General features: G+C 72.1%; 15 protein-coding genes. 3 read left to right on the top strand and 12 right to left on the bottom strand.

Translation table 11 applies throughout. The features are described 5' to 3' along the window. Window positions 1-4: 4 nt before the first annotated feature. The 10 genes from nuoH to ACIQOW_RS26230 all read right to left on the bottom strand — a co-directional run bounded on the left by nuoH (window position 5) and on the right by ACIQOW_RS26230 (window position 11583). On the bottom strand, window positions 5-1336 hold the full coding sequence (gene nuoH, locus ACIQOW_RS26275) for an NADH-quinone oxidoreductase subunit NuoH (RefSeq protein ID WP_401088854.1): 1332 nt from the start codon (window positions 1334-1336) through the stop codon (window positions 5-7). Continuing rightward, window positions 1333-3915: an NADH-quinone oxidoreductase subunit G gene (locus ACIQOW_RS26270; RefSeq protein ID WP_401088852.1), complete on the bottom strand. Its 2583-nt coding sequence runs from the start codon at window positions 3913-3915 to the stop codon at window positions 1333-1335. Before ACIQOW_RS26270 ends, nuoH begins: the two co-directional genes overlap by 4 nt. After that, on the bottom strand, window positions 3912-5273 hold the full coding sequence (nuoF, locus tag ACIQOW_RS26265; RefSeq protein ID WP_401088851.1) for an NADH-quinone oxidoreductase subunit NuoF: 1362 nt from the start codon (window positions 5271-5273) through the stop codon (window positions 3912-3914). The genes ACIQOW_RS26270 and nuoF overlap by 4 nt, the downstream gene beginning before the upstream one ends. After that, window positions 5273-6043 carry an NADH-quinone oxidoreductase subunit NuoE gene (gene nuoE, locus ACIQOW_RS26260; RefSeq protein ID WP_401088849.1) on the bottom strand — a complete coding sequence of 257 codons (771 nt, stop codon included), beginning with the start codon at window positions 6041-6043 and terminating at the stop codon, window positions 5273-5275. The genes nuoF and nuoE overlap by 1 nt, the downstream gene beginning before the upstream one ends. Beyond that, window positions 6040-7380, bottom strand: a complete 1341-nt coding sequence (locus ACIQOW_RS26255) for an NADH-quinone oxidoreductase subunit D (RefSeq protein WP_188301232.1) — start codon at window positions 7378-7380, stop codon at window positions 6040-6042. The genes nuoE and ACIQOW_RS26255 overlap by 4 nt, the downstream gene beginning before the upstream one ends. After that, the gene (locus tag ACIQOW_RS26250) at window positions 7380-8165 is read right to left on the bottom strand and encodes an NADH-quinone oxidoreductase subunit C (protein WP_401088846.1); all 786 of its coding nucleotides are present in this window, start codon (window positions 8163-8165) and stop codon (window positions 7380-7382) included. The genes ACIQOW_RS26255 and ACIQOW_RS26250 overlap by 1 nt, the downstream gene beginning before the upstream one ends. Then, window positions 8162-8716 (bottom strand): NADH-quinone oxidoreductase subunit B family protein, encoded by a 555-nt coding sequence (locus tag ACIQOW_RS26245; RefSeq protein ID WP_188301234.1) that lies wholly within the window; start codon window positions 8714-8716, stop codon window positions 8162-8164. The genes ACIQOW_RS26250 and ACIQOW_RS26245 overlap by 4 nt, the downstream gene beginning before the upstream one ends. A 128-nt stretch (window positions 8717-8844) precedes the next feature. Next, on the bottom strand, window positions 8845-9204 hold the full coding sequence (locus tag ACIQOW_RS26240; RefSeq protein ID WP_030060100.1) for an NADH-quinone oxidoreductase subunit A: 360 nt from the start codon (window positions 9202-9204) through the stop codon (window positions 8845-8847). 571 nt (window positions 9205-9775) lie between these two features. After that, the gene (locus tag ACIQOW_RS26235) at window positions 9776-10468 is read right to left on the bottom strand and encodes a response regulator (protein WP_401088844.1); all 693 of its coding nucleotides are present in this window, start codon (window positions 10466-10468) and stop codon (window positions 9776-9778) included. Window positions 10469-10503: 35 nt separating this feature from the next. Continuing rightward, the gene (locus ACIQOW_RS26230; RefSeq protein WP_401088904.1) at window positions 10504-11583 is read right to left on the bottom strand and encodes a sensor histidine kinase; all 1080 of its coding nucleotides are present in this window, start codon (window positions 11581-11583) and stop codon (window positions 10504-10506) included. A 203-nt stretch (window positions 11584-11786) separates the two neighbouring features. On the opposite strand from ACIQOW_RS26230, the gene ACIQOW_RS26225 reads away from it, so the two are divergent. Next, a complete protein-coding gene (locus ACIQOW_RS26225) occupies window positions 11787-12362 on the top strand; it encodes a hypothetical protein (protein WP_401088842.1) in 576 nt (191 codons plus the stop codon). Between the two features lie 13 nt (window positions 12363-12375). Here ACIQOW_RS26225 and ACIQOW_RS26220 read toward each other — a convergent pair whose 3' ends face one another. Beyond that, complete coding sequence (locus tag ACIQOW_RS26220; RefSeq protein ID WP_401088840.1) at window positions 12376-13362, bottom strand: DMT family transporter; 987 nt, start codon at window positions 13360-13362, stop codon at window positions 12376-12378. A 176-nt stretch (window positions 13363-13538) separates the two neighbouring features. After that, window positions 13539-14204 (bottom strand): CatB-related O-acetyltransferase, encoded by a 666-nt coding sequence (locus tag ACIQOW_RS26215; protein WP_401088838.1) that lies wholly within the window; start codon window positions 14202-14204, stop codon window positions 13539-13541. A gap of 178 nt (window positions 14205-14382) precedes the next feature. On the opposite strand from ACIQOW_RS26215, the gene ACIQOW_RS26210 reads away from it, so the two are divergent. Both ACIQOW_RS26210 and ACIQOW_RS26205 read left to right on the top strand, forming a co-directional pair. Then, window positions 14383-14949, top strand: coding sequence for a TetR/AcrR family transcriptional regulator (locus ACIQOW_RS26210; protein ID WP_401088837.1), 567 nt, complete (start codon window positions 14383-14385; stop codon window positions 14947-14949). 85 nt (window positions 14950-15034) lie between these two features. After that, the gene (locus ACIQOW_RS26205) at window positions 15035-15742 is read left to right on the top strand and encodes a peptidylprolyl isomerase (RefSeq protein WP_401088835.1); all 708 of its coding nucleotides are present in this window, start codon (window positions 15035-15037) and stop codon (window positions 15740-15742) included. Window positions 15743-15838 lie beyond the last annotated feature (96 nt).

Genomic DNA, 15838 nt, shown 5'->3' with positions numbered 1-15838 from the left:
CGGTTCAGCTCCCTTCGGAATGGTCGGCCCCGTTGAGGGCGTCCTGGAGTTGCTTCGGGGCGCGGCTGCGCCGGCGCGGCACCGGCGGGAGCGCCTGACCAGGCAGCGGCGGGACCGGGTAGCCGCCCGCCATCGGGTCGAACTCGCCCTTGGGCGGCGTGACTTCGCCGGGCTCGGGCTCCTTCTTCAGGAAGTCCCGCAGCAGCGCCAGCAGCAGCACCACCCCGACCGGGGCACCCACGTACAGCACCACCTGGCCGAAGCCGTAGCCCTCGTTGCGCAGCGCCCGCACGCTCGCGATCAGCACCAGCCACACCAGCGAGACCGGGATCAGCACCTTCCAGCCCAGCTTCATGAACTGGTCGTAGCGGAACCGGGGCAGCGTGCCGCGCAGCCAGATGAAGAGGAACAGCAGCAGCTGGATCTTCAGCGTGATCCACAGCATCGGCCACCAGCCGTGGTTGGCGCCCTCCCAGAACGTCGACACCGGCCACGGGGCCCGCCAGCCGCCCAGGAAGAGGGTCGAGGCCACCGCCGAGACCGTCACCATGTTCACGTACTCGGCCAGCATGAACATCGCGAACTTCAGCGAGGAGTACTCGGTGTTGAAGCCGCCGACCAGCTCGCCCTCGGCCTCCGGCAGGTCGAACGGCGCCCGGTTCGTCTCGCCGACCATCGCGATGACGTACACGATGAACGACACCGGCAGCAGTGCCGCGAACCAGGTCGGCTGCTGGTGCGCCACGATCTCCGAGGTCGACATCGAACCCGAGTAGATGAACACCGCCGCGAAGGACAGGCCCATCGCGATCTCGTAGCTGACCATCTGCGCGGCCGAGCGCAGCCCGCCGAGCAGCGGGTACGTCGAACCCGAGGACCAGCCGGCCAGCACGATGCCGTAGATGCCCACCGAGGCCGTCGCCAGGACGTACAGCAGCGCCACCGGGAAGTCGGTCAGCTGGAGCGGCGTGCGGGTGCCGAAGACCGACACCTCGTTGCCGGCCGGGCCGAACGGGATCACCGCGAAGGCCATGAACGCGGGGATGGCGCAGACGATCGGGGCCAGGATGTAGACCACCTTGTCCGAGCCCTTGACCACCAGGTCTTCCTTCAGCGCCAGCTTCACGCCGTCCGCCAGCGACTGCAGCAGGCCCCAGGGGCCGTGCCGGTTGGGGCCGATGCGCAGCTGCATCCAGGCCACCACCTTGCGCTCCCAGACGATCGCGATCAGCACCGTCAGGACGAGGAAGGCGAAGCAGAACACCGCCTTCAGCAGCACCAGCCACCACGGGTCCTGCCCGAAGAAGTGGAGCGTCTCGTACGGCTGCGGAGTCATCGGTCCTCCCCTTCGCCCGCGGTCTCGCCGGCGGTTCCGTCCGTGGTCGGCCCGGGTCCGGGCTCGGGCCGGGCGTCGGCGTCTGCTTCGGTCCCGGCCTCGATTGCGGTCGCCGCCTCGACTTCGGCCTCGGTTTCGGCCGCGGCGATCGTGACCAGGTGGCCGACGGTGGTGCCGAGCGCGCGGTGGGCGCCGCCCGGTGTGGAGTCGAGCGGGATCCAGACCGTGCGGTCCGGGATCGTGCCGGTGATCTCCAGCGGCAGGGTCAGCGACCCCGCCGGGCCGGTCAGCCGCAGCGCGGCGGCCGTCTCGGCGCCGACCTCCTTCGCCGTCTCCGCCGAGATCCGGGCCACCGCCCGGTGCCGGGTGCCCGCGAGGTGCGGGTCCCCCTGCTGGAGCACGCCGTTGTCCAGCAGCAGGCGCCAACCCGCCAGCACCGCCTGGCCGGCGGCCGGCCGGGGCAGCACATCCGGGTGCGCCGCCGGGCCGGACGTGCGCTCGCCCTCCCAGGGGGCGAACCGGTCCAGCTCCAGCCGGGCCGCCCGGACGTCCGGCAGGCCCAGCCGCTGCCCGAGCGCGTCCGCCAGCATGCTCAGCACCCTCAGGTCCGACTGGAGGTGACGGCCCATCTGCTGGTCCGGCTTGAGCGCGGCCTCGAACATCCGCACCCGGCCCTCCCAGTCCAGGAAGGTGCCCGCCTTCTCCGCCACCGCGGCGACCGGCAGCACCACGTCCGCGCGGGCCGTCACCGCCGAGGGGCGCAGCTCCAGCGACACCAGGAACGGCACCGCCGCCAGCGCCTCGTCGGCCAGCGCCGGATCCGGCAGGTCGTCCGGGTCCACGCCGCCGACCAGCAGCGCGTCCAGCTCGCCCGCCGCGGCCGCCGCCAGGATCCCGTCGGTGGCCCGGCCAGGACCGGACGGCAGCTCCGCCCCGCCCCACACCGCGGCCGCCTCCGCGCGGGCCGCGGGAACGGCCACCGGACGGCCACCGGGCAGCAGGCCCGGCAGCGCGCCCGCCTCCACGGCCCCGCGCTCACCGGCCCGGCGCGGCACCCAGGCGAGCTTCGCGCCGGTCGCGTGCGCCAGCCGCAGCACCGCCGTCAGCGCGCCGGGGACGGCGGCCAGCCGCTCGCCCGCCAGGATCACCGCGCCCGGCGTGCGCAGCAGTTCGGCCGCGCGGCCCGCCTCGTCGTCCAGCGGCTCGTCCGCCGCCAGCGCCGCGAACCACTCCGGCTCGGTGCCGGGAGCGGCCGGCAGCAGCGCGCCGCGCAGCTTGGCCAGGCCCCGGGAGCCGAACGCGGCCACCGAGAACACCTTCGGGCCCGCGGCGCGCGTCGCCTTGCGCAGCCGCAGGAAGACGACCGGCGACTCCTCCTCCGGCTCGAAGCCCGCCAGCAGCACCGCCGGCGCCCGGTCGAGGTCCTGGTACGCCACCCCGGTGCCGTCCACGTCGACGCCCCGCCCGGCCACCGCCGCGGCCAGGAAGTCCGCCTCCTCGGCACTGTGCGGGCGGGCCCGGAAGTCCACGTCGTTGGTGCCCAGCACCACCCGCGCGAACTTCCCGTACGCGTAGGCGTCCTCGACCGTCACCCGGCCGCCGGCGAGCACCCCGGTCCTGACCCCGCGCAGCCCCTCGGCCGCCCTGGCCAGCGCCTCCGGCCAGGAGGCCGGCACCAGCTCGCCGTCCACCCGCACCAGCGGGGTGGTCAGCCGGTCGCGCTGCTGGGCGTAGCGGAAGGCGAAGCGGCCCTTGTCGCAGTTCCACTCCTCGTTCACCGCCGGGTCCTCGCCCGCCAGCCTGCGCAGCACCTTGCCGCGCCGGTGGTCGGTGCGCTGCGCGCAGCCCGAGGCGCAGTGCTCGCACACGCTCGGCGAGGAGACCAGGTCGAAGGGGCGCGAGCGGAACCGGTACGCCGCCGAGGTCAGCGCGCCCACCGGACAGATCTGGATGGTGTTCCCGGAGAAGTACGACTCGAAGTCGTCCCCCTCGCCGGTGCCGACCTGCTGCAGCGCCCCGCGCTCCACCAGGTCGATGAACGGGTCCCCGGCGATCTGCTGCGAGAAGCGGGTGCAGCGCGCGCACAGGACGCAGCGCTCGCGGTCCAGCAGCACCTGGCTGCTGATCGGCACCGGCTTCTCGTAGGTGCGCTTCATGCCCTCGAAGCGGGAGTCGGCGGCGCCGCTGGTCATCGCCTGGTTCTGCAACGGGCACTCGCCGCCCTTGTCGCAGACCGGGCAGTCCAGCGGGTGGTTGATCAGCAGCAGCTCCATCACGCCGCGCTGCGCCTTCTCCGCCACCGGCGAGCTGAGCTGGGTGCGCACCACCATGCCCTCGGCCACCGGGATGGTGCAGGAGGCGACCGGCTTGCGCTGGCCCTCGATCTCGACGATGCACTGGCGGCAGGCGCCGGCCGGGTCGAGCAGCGGGTGGTCGCAGAAGCGCGGGATCTGGGTGCCGACGGTCTCGGCGGCCCGGATCACCAGCGTTCCCTTGGGGACCCGGACTTCGACGCCGTCGATGGTGAGCGTGACCAGTTCGACCGCGGTCTCGGAGGCGGTCGGCTCAGTGATCGTCACGCGTGCACCTCCCTTTCGGTGGCGGACTGGTGGCCGGGGCGGGGGCCGTCGGCCCAGACGGTGGAGGCGGCCGGGTCGAACGGGCAGCGGCGCTCGGCCAGGTGCTGCTCGTACTCGGCCCTGAAGTGCTGGAGCGAGGAGACGATCGGGCTGGCCGCGCCGTCTCCCAGGGCGCAGAAGGACTTGCCGTTGATGTTGTCGGCGATGTCGAGGAGCTTCTCCAGGTCCCCGTCGACGCCCTCGCCGGCCTCGATCCGCTTGAGCAGCTGGACCAGCCAGTAGGTGCCCTCGCGGCAGGGGGTGCACTTGCCGCAGGACTCGTGGGCGTAGAACTCCGTCCAGCGGGTGACCGCGCGCACCACGCAGGTGGTCTCGTCGAAGACCTGGAGCGCCTTGGTGCCGAGCATCGAGCCGGCCGCACCGACGCCCTCGTAGTCCAGCGGGACGTCGAGGTGCTCGTCGGTGAACATCGGGGTGGAGGAGCCGCCCGGGGTCCAGAACTTGAGCCGGTGCCCGGCGCGGACGCCGCCGCTGAGGTCGAGCAGCTGGCGCAGCGTGACGCCGAGCGGGGCCTCGTACTGGCCGGGGTTGGTGACGTGGCCGGAGAGCGAGTAGAGCGTGAAGCCGGGGGACTTCTCGGTGCCCAGGGCCTTGAACCACTCCTTGCCGCGGGCCAGGATCGGCGGCACCGAGGCGATCGACTCGACGTTGTTGACCACCGTCGGGCAGGCGTACAGGCCGGCGATCGCCGGGAACGGCGGGCGCAGCCTGGGCTGGCCGCGGCGGCCCTCCAGCGAGTCCAGCAGCGCCGTCTCCTCGCCGCAGATGTAGGCGCCGGCGCCGGCGTGCACGGTGACGTCCAGGTCGATGCCCGAGCCGAGGACGTTCCGGCCGAGCAGCCCCGCCGCGTACGCCTCGGCGACCGCCGCGTGCAGCCGGCGCAGCACCGGGACGACCTCGCCGCGCAGGTAGATGAAGGCGTGGTCGCAGCGGATCGCGTAGGAGGCGATGATCATGCCCTCGATCAGCGCGTGCGGGTTGGCGAACAGCAGCGGGATGTCCTTGCAGGTGCCCGGCTCGGACTCGTCGGCGTTGACCACCAGGTAGTGCGGCTTGCCGTCGTTCTGCGGGATGAACTGCCACTTCATGCCGGTCGGGAAGCCGGCGCCGCCGCGGCCGCGCAGGCCGGCGTCCTTGACCAGGGCGATCACGTCGTCCGGCGGCATGGCGAGGGCCGCCTTGAGGCCCTCGTAGCCGTGGTGGCGGCGGTAGGTGTCGAGCGTCCAGGGGCGGCTGTCGTCCCAGGAGTCGGACAGGACCGGGGTGAGCAGCTTCTCGGCCGGTTCGGCGGAGGTCATCACGCTTCGCTCCCTTCCTGGCCGTTGCCCGCCGGGCCGCGGCCCTCGTTGCGGGGGGAGACCACCTTGGTGCCGGGGGCGCCGGGCAGGGCCTCGCCGCGGGCCAGCCGCAGGCCGGCCAGGGAGGGCGCGCCGCCGGCGCCGGACTCGTCGTTGGCGCCGGGGCGCTCGTCGGGGAAGCCGGCCAGGATCCGGGCCGTCTCCTTGAAGCCGCACAGCTTGGCGCCGCGGGTGGGCCTGACCTCGCGGCCGGACCGCAGGTCGTCGACCAGCTGCCGGGCGCTCTCCGGGGTCTGGTTGTCGAAGAACTCCCAGTTGACCATCACCACGGGCGCGTAGTCGCAGGCCGCGTTGCACTCGATGTGCTCGATCGAGACCTCGCCGTCCCCGGTGGTCTCGTTGTTGCCGATGCCCAGGTGCTCCTGGAGCTCGGCGAAGATCTGGTCGCCGCCGAGCACCGCGCACAGGGTGTTGGTGCAGACCCCGACGTGGTACTTCCCGGCCGGGCGGCGCCGGTACATGGTGTAGAAAGTCGCGACCGCGGTGACCTCGGCGGTGGTGAGGTCCAACTGCTCGGCGCAGAAACGGATCCCGGTCGGGCTTACGAAGCCCTCCTCCGCCTGCACCAGGTGCAGCAGCGGCAGCAGCGCCGAGCGGGGCTGCGGGTAGCGGGCGATCAGCTCCGCGGCGTCGGCGGCCAGCCGGGCGCGCACCTCCTCGGGGTACGGTGCGGCCGGCAGTGCCGGCAGTCCGAGTTCGACGTTGGTCACCGGTCCACGCCTCCCATCACCGGGTCGATCCCGGCCACCGCGACGATCACGTCGGCCACCTGGCCGCCCTCGCACATCGCCGCCATCGTCTGCAGATTGGTGAACGACGGGTCCCGGAAGTGGACCCGGTACGGGCGCGTACCGCCGTCGCTGACCACGTGCACGCCCAGCTCGCCCTTGGGCGACTCGACCGCCGCGTACGCCTGGCCGACCGGGACCCGGAAGCCCTCGGTGACCAGCTTGAAGTGGTGGATCAGGGCCTCCATCGAGGTGCCCATGATCTTGCGGATGTGGTCGAGCGAGTTGCCCATCCCGTCCGGGCCCACGGCCAGTTGGGCGGGCCAGGCGATCTTCTTGTCGGCCACCATGACCGGGCCCGGGCGCAGCCGGTCCAGGCACTGCTCGACGATCCGCAGGGACTGCTTCATCTCCTCCAGCCGGATCAGGAAGCGGCCGTAGGAGTCGGCGCTCTCGGCGATCGCGACCTCGAAGTCGTAGTCCTCGTAACCGCAGTACGGGTCGGTCTTGCGCAGGTCGTGCGGCAGGCCGGTGGCGCGCAGGATCGGGCCGGTGGCGCCGAGGGCCAGGCAGCCGGGCAGGTCGAGGAAGCCGACGTCGACCAGGCGGGCCTTGAACACCGGGTTGCCGGTGGCGAGTTTGTCGTACTCGTGCATCCGGGAGCGGAAGACCTTGACCGCCTCGCGGATCTGGTCGACGGCGCCGGGCGGCAGGTCCTGGGCGAGGCCGCCGGGGCGCACGTACGCGTGGTTCATGCGCAGGCCGGTGACCAGCTCGAAGACGTCCAGGATCAGTTCGCGGTCCCGGAAGCCGTAGATCATCAGGGTGGTGGAGCCGATCTCCATGCCGCCGGTGGCCAGGCAGACCAGGTGCGAGGCGATCCGGTTGAGCTCCATCATCATCACGCGGATGACGGTGGCGCGGTCCGGGACGTCACCGGTGATGCCGAGCAGCTTCTCGACGGCCAGGCAGTAGGCGGTCTCGTTGAACAGCGGCGTCAGGTAGTCCATGCGGGTCACGAAGGTGGTGCCCTGGACCCAGTTGCGGAACTCCATGTTCTTCTCGATGCCGGTGTGGAGGTAGCCGATGCCGCAGCGGGCCTCCTTCACCGTCTCGCCGTCGATCTCCAGGATCAGCCGCAGCACGCCGTGGGTGGACGGGTGCTGGGGGCCCATGTTGACGATGATGCGCTCGTCGTCGGCCCGGCCGACCGCCTCGACCACCTCGCCCCAGTCGCCACCGGTGACGGTGAAGACCCGGCCCTCGGTGGTCTCCCGGGCATCCGCTTCCTCGGTCTCTCCATGGTGCTGGGTGTTCATCAGCTGTACGACCTCCGCTGGTCGGGAGCCGGGATCTGGGCGCCCTTGTACTCGACGGGGATGCCGCCGAGCGGGTAGTCCTTGCGCTGCGGGTGGCCCAGCCAGTCGTCCGGCATCATGATCCGGGTGAGCGCCGGGTGGTCCTCGAAGACGATGCCGAAGAAGTCGTAGGCCTCGCGCTCGTGCCAGTCGTTGGTCGGGTAGACGCTCACCACGGAGGGGATCCGCGGGTCGGCGTCGGGCGCGGTGACCTCCACCCGGATCAGCCGGCCGTGGGTGATCGAGCGCAGGTGGTAGACCGCGTGCAGCTCGCGGCCCTTGTCGCCGGGGTAGTGCACGCCGCTCACGCCCAGGCACAGTTCGAAGCGCAGCGCCGGGTCGTCGCGCAGGATGCGGGCCGTCCTCAGCAGGTGGGCGCGGTCGATGTGGAAGGTGAGCTCGCCGCGGTCGACCACGGTCTTCTCGATCACCTCGGCCGGGTCCAGGCCCTGCTCCTCCAGGGCGCCTTCGAGCTCGTCGGCGATCTCGTCGAAGATCCCGTGTCCTGCGGCCGCGCCGCTCTGGCCGGTCTGGCCGCCTGGGCCGCTCTGGCCCCCTGTGCCGCCCGGGCCGCCGTACGGGCGCTCGCTCGGGCCGGGCAGCGCGATCGGGGCGGCCAGGCCGCCGAAGCCGGAGGTGTCGCCGCTGTCCTTGGCGCCGAACATGCCCTGGCGGCGGCCGACCACCTCGACCGGGATCTCGCGGACCGGCTGTTCGCGGCGGGTCTCGGGTACCTGGTCGTTCATCGCAGCTGCCCCCGCATCTCGCTGATCGGGGTGGCCTGGAGGGCGAGTGCCTCGCCGAGCTCCTCGGCCCGGCGCTTGTTCACGCCCAGCGGCTCGTGCTGGATCTTGTCGTGCAGCTTCAGGATGGCGTCCATCAGCATCTCCGGACGGGGCGGACACCCGGGCAGGTAGATGTCCACCGGGACGATGTGATCGACGCCCTGGACGATCGCGTAGTTGTTGAACATCCCGCCGGAGGAGGCACAGACGCCCATCGAGATGACCCACTTGGGGTTGGGCATCTGGTCGTACACCTGGCGCAGCACCGGGGCCATCTTCTGGCTCACCCGGCCCGCCACGATCATCAGATCGGCCTGCCGGGGGGAGCCCCGGAAGACCTCCATGCCGAACCGGGCCAGGTCGTAACGGCCGGCTCCGGTGGTCATCATCTCGATCGCGCAGCAGGCCAGACCGAAGGTCGCCGGAAAGAGTGACGCCTTGCGCACCCAGCCGGCAGCCGTCTCCACGGTCGTGAGCAGAAAGCCGCTCGGCAGCTTCTCCTCGATTCCCATCAGATCCCTCTCAATGCCCTCGAGTCCGCTGATACGTGGGCCGGTTCTGGCTAGTCCGCTCGTTCACAAGCGGTCGCGCAGCCGGCGGACGGGTGGGGTCGCCACCCCGCGCTCGGACCACCCCGCGCTCAGTCCCACTCCAGGCCGCCGCGGCGCCACACGTAGGCGTACGCGACGAAGACGGTGGCGATGAACAGGAGCATCTCGACCAGCCCGAAGATCCCCAGGGCGTCGAAGGTCACCGCCCAGGGGTAGAGGAAGACGATCTCGATGTCGAAGACGATGAAGAGCATCGCCGTCAGGTAGTACTTGATCGGGAACCGACCACCGCCCACAGGCTGCGGGGTCGGTTCGATACCGCACTCGTACGCCTCCAACTTGGCCCGGTTGTAGCGCTTGGGGCCGGTGAGTGAGGCCATCACGACGGAGCCGACCGCGAACGCCGCCGCGATGGCACCGAGTACGAGGATCGGCGCGTAGGCATTCATAGCCCCCGCTCCCTCCGTCCAGTCGTCCTTGACTGCAGATCGGAACCGGCGGGTCACCGTGAGGTGAACCCGCGTTCCAGTTCCCGAGATCCACCCCATGTGAGGCAGTTCACAAAGCCTGGAACGAGCGCATCCTATGCCCGTCAGCTTGTGATCTGCGACACGCAGTTCACCGTCTTCTTTGTGATCTACGACACCTCGTGAATGGTGGCGAATGTGAACATGCCCAGATCTGTCGACGCAAAGCAGTCAAATGATCACAAGCAGTCGCATTTACTTGTGAAGAGGCTGGTCAGGGGCACATTCCTATATCAATCATGCGTCGGCCGAAGCAAATTTTCGGGCGTCATGTTGACGTGTTATAGCGGCTCACTCGGAGGGGTGGCGGGGGCCGAACGCTCGCTTGACCCTTCGTTCACAAGCGCGCGAGCTTGTCGTCGGGGTGGGTCCTCTCCCCCGCCGTCGACTCCGCGATAGGCAGCGCCGACCGGGCCGGGACCCGGTACGGCGGCGGATCGCCGTTCCCCGGACCGGGCTTTGCCCGGCCTCCGCCTTCGGTCCAGGGACCGGCCTACTGGCGGCCGGCCGCCTGCTCCCAGACCCAGGCCGCGATGCCCACCCGGTTGCGGGCACCGATCTTGCGCTGGACGTTGGCGAGGTGGTTCTTCACCGTCCCCGGTGAGATGAACAGCCCTGCGCCGATCTCGGCGTTGGTCGCGCCGTCCGCCACCAGCTCGGCGATCTCCCTTTCCCTCGCGGTCAGTTCCTCCGCCGGCCCGGCCGGCGGCTGCGCCGCGGCCTCCTTCGCGCCCGGTCCGGGCTTCGGCTCCGCGCCCGGAAGCGCCATGTGCCGCAGGAGCCGGACGGTGACCTGCGGACTGATCAACGCGTCCCCGGCCATCGCCGCCCGGACCGCCTCGATCAGCAGCACCGGCCCGGAGCGCTTCAGCAGGAACCCGGCCGCTCCGTGCCGCAGCGCCGTGTGCACGTATTCGTCCAGGTCGAAGGTGGTCACCACGATCACCTTGTACTGGTCGGCCAACTGCCGCGTGACCTCCAGGCCGTCGAGCTTCGGCATCCGGATGTCCGCGAGCACCACGTCCGGCCGCAGCCTCTTCGCCTCCGCCACCGCGGCGGCGCCGTCCGCCGCCTCCGCCACCACGACCATGTCCGGCTGGGCGTCCAGGATCATCCGGAACGCGCTGCGGACGTCCGCCTGGTCGTCCGCGACCAGGATCCGAACCGGTCTCGTGCCACTGCCCATATCTGTACCTCCCCGTTGCCGAACTCCGTCGGCTTCTACGCCCGCGCCGGCCCTGCGCCGACGTCCTCCAGAGGCAGCACCGCCGTCACCCGCCAGGCGTCCCGCTCGTACGGGCCGGCTTCCAGCGAACCGTCGAGGGCCTCCACCCGGGCCACCAGCCCCGGCAGTCCGCTGCCGCCGCCCCGACGCGGCCGCCCCGACGGAGCCGGCGCCCGACCGTCGTTGGTCACCGTCAGCTCCAGCCGTCCGCCGCTGCGACGGGCCCGGACCTCGACCGTCCGCGCTGCCGGAGCGTGCCGCCGGACGTTGGTCAGGGACTCGACCACGATCCGGTGGACGGTGCTCTCCACCTCGCGTGGCACCGGCCCCTCCGGCAACTCCAGCCGGACCTCGGCACCGCCCGTCGCGGTGAACCTCTCCGCCACCTCGGCCAGTGCGGCGAGGCCGGGCTGCGGCCCGCGCCCGGCACCCTCCTCACTGCGCAGCAGCTGCACCGTCCGGTCCAGCGAGGCCAGCGCCCGCTGCCCGGCCTGCTCTATTCGCTGGAACATCTCGGCCGCCCCGGCCGGGTCGATCCCGGCCAGATAGGCACCGGCCTGGGCCTGGGCGACCATGCCGCTGACGTCGTGCGCCACGAAGTCGTGCAGGTCGTGGGCCAGTTCCAGCCGCTGCGCCCGCTTGGCCTCGGCCACCGCTTTCCGGCGCCCTTCGTCCAGGCCCCGCAGGTAGAGCCCGGTCAGCACGGCCGGCAGGGAGAGCGACGATCCGAACCCAAAGAGCGTGAGCGCGTCCGCGGGCCCCTCGACGAACGCGAACCTGGTCAGCCAGAGGGCGACCGCTCCGCACGCCGTCCAGGCCGCCGCCGCACACCGCGGGCCGTCCTCGGCACGCAGGCTGACGACCACCGACAGCAGCAGGACGGCCAGCTCGACCAGCCCCAGCAGCCCCGGCCAGCGATCCCCCTCCACCCAGCGGCCGAGGAACCAGACGGCGACCGTGACCACGACCGACACCACCCCGAGCACCGTGGTCACGGCCACCGCCCCGTACCGGACCCGCACCGCCCAGGCCGCGGGCGCCAGGACCGGGACCACCCCGGACAGGATCTGATTCATCGTCACCGCCTCTCCCCGACTCTTCGACTGCCGTCACACTACGACGCCGCCCGGGCCGCACACCTGTGCCGATCGGCATATTTCAAAGGGCGATTGAGCAGGGCGAACAGCCCGATCGGCATCTGCCGCGAACCCCCGGTGGGCCTCCAGTCTTGAGTCGTCGCACCGGCCACGGAGGCCGGAGCCGGAAGGAGTCCAGCACCATGTCGAAGCTCGCGACCAACGCCCGCGGCACCTCCCACCGGGCCGGGGCGTCCGCCGCCAGCGTCCCGGCCGCCCCGCGCTGGGCCCGGTTCGCCGCCGGGGCCGCCGCCCTCACCGCCGTCCCCTCGGGGCTGTGGCGGATCGCCTTCGGCTTCGGCGTCCCGGTCGGCTTCACCGGCGCGACGGCCGCGACGTACGGCGCGCACCAGCCGGGCTGGGGCACGGCCTACTGCGTGGTGCTGAGCGCCCTGGCCGAGACGCTGGCCTTCCTGACCCTGGGCCTGGTCCGGCCCTGGGGGCTGGTGGTGCCCCGGTGGATCCCGCTGATAGGTGGCCGCCGGGTCCGGCCGCTCGCCGCGATCGTCCCGGCCCTGCTGGGCGCGGCGATGCTCACGGCCCTCGGCCTGGAGGGGCTGTCCGGCCGCTGGGCCGACAACCTGGCCGAGCCCGATTCTCCGCACGGCTTCGCCGCCGTGGTGATGACGCTCGCCTACCTGCCCCTGGTCGCCTGGGGCCCGCTGCTCGGCGCGGTCGCCATCGACTACGCCCGCCGGACGCTGCGGCGGCGCCGGTGACGAGCGTGGCGGATCACACCGGGGTCGGCTCCTGGCTCGGCCCCACCACAGCGGGCGCGTTCTCTCCCTCGCTCCCGTCCCCGGCCGGGCGCGGCACGGGGGCGGTGCGCCGGCCCCACTCGGTCGCGACCAGCACGAGGGCTCCGCCGAGCAGGGCGAGCGGGCCCATCCGGTTCCCGGCCAGGGTGATGCCGAAGACGGCGGCCCAGAGCGGTTCGGTGCCCAACAGCAGGCTCACCCGCGAGGGAGATGTGGCCCGCACGGCCCACATCTGGACGAAGAAGGCGAACAGCGTGCAGAACAAGGACAGATGCAGCAGCCAGGCCCACTGGGCGGGCCCGTACGAGCGTGCGACCGTCCAGGGCGCCGGCCCGACCGACAGCGCGACGACGGCGAACACCCCGGTGGCCACCGCGAGTTGTACCCAAGTGACGGCGAGCATGTCGGTGTCGCGGACGGCCCGGGTGCGGGCCATCGCGAGGACGTACGCCGACCGGACCAGGGCGGCGCCCAGCACCAGCAGATCACCGAGCGAGGGAGGTCGCAGCCCGCCGTCGCCGGTGAGCAGGGCGACGCCGAGGACGGCCAGCCCGGCAGCCGCGAGGAAGGCCTTCGGCGGTGCGGTCCGGCCGAGGGCGCTCTCGCCGAGTGGGGTGAGCACCATCGCGAGGCTGATGATCAGCCCGGCGTTGGTCGCGGAGGTGTGCACGGCGCCGTAGGTCTCCAGCAGGAAGATCCCGCTGAGCACCAGCCCCAGTGCGGCGCCGCCCAGCCATTCGGCGCGGCTCAACCTCCGCAGGGCGCGCCAGGCGACCACCCCGAGCAGCGGCAGCACCAGCCCGAATCGCAGCACCAGCATCGCCACGACCGTCCCGGGCTCGGCCACCCGCTGGACGGCGAGGAAGCTCGACCCCCACACCACGGCCACGAGCAGGACCGGAAGATCGCGAAGGGCCGACGAGGGTGATCCCTCGGGCAGGCCGGACAAGGAGGCTGACATGCGGAAGATCCCTCCGAACGAACGGAACCGGCGGGCGCGAGTACCGTACGGCGGCGGACGGACCCAGGAGCTGGACGGAAGGCCCAGCAGTGGACGGGGTGGGGCGTGGAGCGGCGGCGCGCCATCTTCGCGCACCGGGCCACCGGCGATCAATGCCCGGCCCGGAAACGGGTGGGTCAGACGGCGAGCAGACCGTTCGCCGCGGCGATCGCCTCGATGTCGGCAGGGGTCCCGGACATGATGGCGCGGACGTGCTCGGTGACCAGCCCGGCCGGCCAGTCCCACCAGGCCGCGCGGAGCAGGCGTTCGATGTCGGTGTCGGCGAAGCGGCGGCGGATCGGACGGGCGGGGTTGCCGCCGACGACGGTGTAGGGCTCGACGTCGGCGGTGACCATCGCTCCGGCCGCGATGATCGCGCCGTCGCCGATCCGGACACCGGGCAGGACGGTGGCCCCGTGGCCGAACCAGACGTCGTTGCCCACCACCGTGTCACCCCGGCTGGGCAGGCCCGTGACGATGTCGAGGGTCCGCTCGGTCCAGCTTCCGCCGAACATCGTGAAGGGAAAGGTGGAGACGCCGACGGTCGGGTGGGCGGCGCCGGCCATCAGGAAGCGGGTGCCGGTGGCGATCGCGCAGTACTTGCCGATCACCAGCCGCTCGGGGCCGTACGCATAGAGGACGTTGCGCTCCTCGAAGCGGGTGGCTCCGTCGGGGTCGTCGAAGTAGGTGTACTCGCCGACCTCGATCCGGGGGTCGGTGACGAGCGGGCGCAGCAGGACGACCCGGTCGTGGCCGGCGAGCGGGTGGAGGGCGGTGGGGTCGGGGATGGCGGTTTCGGGCACACAGGCTCCTCTCGTAATGCGATTTGAGTCGCATTACGATGAGCATGGCATGACCGCCACCCACCAGCAAGCCTTAATGCGACTGGAGTCGACTTTGCCCGGAGCCACCCACCCCGCACCGGGGCCCCGCATCCCTGCCTCCCGCCCGGGCGGCCGCAGCGCCCGGGTCCGAACGGAAGTGGTCGCCGCCACTCTGGCCGAGGTCACCGAGAAGGGGTACGACGGCCTCACCGTCGAAGCGGTCGCCACCCGCTCCGGCGTCCACAAGGCGACCCTCTACCGGCGATGGGGCGGGGTGGACGGCCTGGTCGCCGACGCCCTGACCGCCTCCGCCGACCAGCCCTGGCCCCTGCCCGACACCGGAGACCTCCAGCAGGACCTCCGCCGCATCACCCAGGAGGTGTTCAGCGTCTTCACCGATCCCGAACTCGGCCCCACGCCCACCGCGCTGATCTCCGCCGCCCAGCGCTCGGACGCCGGCGCGGCCGCCCTGCGCGCCTTCTTCGCGGCCCGTCACCGCCAGGCCGCCGAGGTGGCCGAACGGGCCGTCGCCCGCGGGGAGTTGCCCGCAGGCACCGAAGGCGCCGAGATGGTCAGGGCCGCCACCGCGCCGCTCTACTTCCGCCTGTTCGTCTCCGGCGAACCGCTGGACGCCCGCACCGCCGAGCGGGCCGCCGACGCCGCCGCCCTGGCCGCCCGCGCCGGACTCTTCACCTCCACCCCGGCCACCCCGGGGCCGAACTGACAAAGCATCACCACCCTGTCACCCAAGGAGCCCCAGCCGTCCCGACCCCCTACCGCATCCCCACCCGGCCGTGGATGATGCCCACATGACAATCCAGCCGTCCACCACCCCCCGGAAGGCCCGTCACGTGAAGCGCAAGCACTGGGCGCTGGTCGCCGCCGCCACCATCCTCCCGCTGGTGGCGAGCACCGGCACCGCCATCGCGGACGCCCCCGCGGCCGGCGCCCCCGCCGCCGGCTGCACCTACACACCGGCCGTCCCGGCCGACAACTTCAAGGGCATCCCGGTGTTCGACGCCAAGAAGGCGGCGAAGCCCTACCGCGCCACCCTGCGGACCACCCAGGGCCAGATCACCTTCGAGGCACTGACCGACAAGGCGCCCTGCACCACCTTCTCGTTCCGCTTCCTGGCCGAACACGACTACTTCGACCGCAGCCACTGCCACCGCCTCACCACCCAGCGGATCTACGTCCTCCAGTGCGGCGACCCGACGGGCACGGGCAGCGGCGGGCCCGGCTACTCGTTCCCGGACGAGAACCTGACCGGCGCCACCTACCCGGCCGGCACCGTGGCCATGGCCAACGCCGGCCCGAACACCAACGGCAGTCAGTTCTTCTTCGTCTGGAAGGACACCAAGCTCTCCCCCGCCTACACCCCGTTCGGCCGGATCACCGCGGGCCTGGACGTCCTCCAGAAGATCGCCGCCGGCGGCGAGGACGACCAGAACAACCCGGGCGACGGCTTCCCCACCCTCCCGGTGAACATCCGCAACGTGAAGATCAGCACCCGCTGACCCGGCGGGCCGGACAGCCCCGGCCCGCCCCGCCCACCACCCGGCGCCCACCACCCGGCGCCCACCACCCACAGCCGCCGCCCGACCAGCCGCGCA

The sequence above is a fragment of the Kitasatospora sp. NPDC091335 genome, assembly GCF_044757205.1.
In the GTDB taxonomy this organism is placed as follows: domain Bacteria; phylum Actinomycetota; class Actinomycetes; order Streptomycetales; family Streptomycetaceae; genus Kitasatospora.
The sequence above is the reverse complement of the archived record's forward strand: the minus strand, read 5'-3'. Positions and strand labels throughout refer to the sequence as shown.

Excerpts from the sequence above, each read along its gene's own strand:
- ACIQOW_RS26255 (WP_188301232.1), bottom strand. The coding sequence starts at position 7,380 with ATGAACACCCAGCACCATGGAGAGACCGAGGAAGCGGATGCCCGGGAG.
- ACIQOW_RS26225 (WP_401088842.1), top strand. The coding sequence starts at position 11,787 with ATGTCGAAGCTCGCGACCAACGCCCGCGGCACCTCCCACCGGGCCGGG.
- ACIQOW_RS26205 (WP_401088835.1), top strand. The coding sequence starts at position 15,035 with ATGACAATCCAGCCGTCCACCACCCCCCGGAAGGCCCGTCACGTGAAG.
- ACIQOW_RS26245 (WP_188301234.1), bottom strand. The coding sequence starts at position 8,716 with ATGGGAATCGAGGAGAAGCTGCCGAGCGGCTTTCTGCTCACGACCGTG.
- ACIQOW_RS26250 (WP_401088846.1), bottom strand. The coding sequence starts at position 8,165 with ATGAACGACCAGGTACCCGAGACCCGCCGCGAACAGCCGGTCCGCGAG.
- ACIQOW_RS26235 (WP_401088844.1), bottom strand. The coding sequence starts at position 10,468 with ATGGGCAGTGGCACGAGACCGGTTCGGATCCTGGTCGCGGACGACCAG.
- ACIQOW_RS26230 (WP_401088904.1), bottom strand. The coding sequence starts at position 11,583 with ATGAATCAGATCCTGTCCGGGGTGGTCCCGGTCCTGGCGCCCGCGGCC.
- nuoH (WP_401088854.1), bottom strand. The coding sequence starts at position 1,336 with ATGACTCCGCAGCCGTACGAGACGCTCCACTTCTTCGGGCAGGACCCG.
- ACIQOW_RS26240 (WP_030060100.1), bottom strand. The coding sequence starts at position 9,204 with ATGAATGCCTACGCGCCGATCCTCGTACTCGGTGCCATCGCGGCGGCG.
- nuoF (WP_401088851.1), bottom strand. The coding sequence starts at position 5,273 with ATGACCTCCGCCGAACCGGCCGAGAAGCTGCTCACCCCGGTCCTGTCC.
- ACIQOW_RS26220 (WP_401088840.1), bottom strand. The coding sequence starts at position 13,362 with ATGTCAGCCTCCTTGTCCGGCCTGCCCGAGGGATCACCCTCGTCGGCC.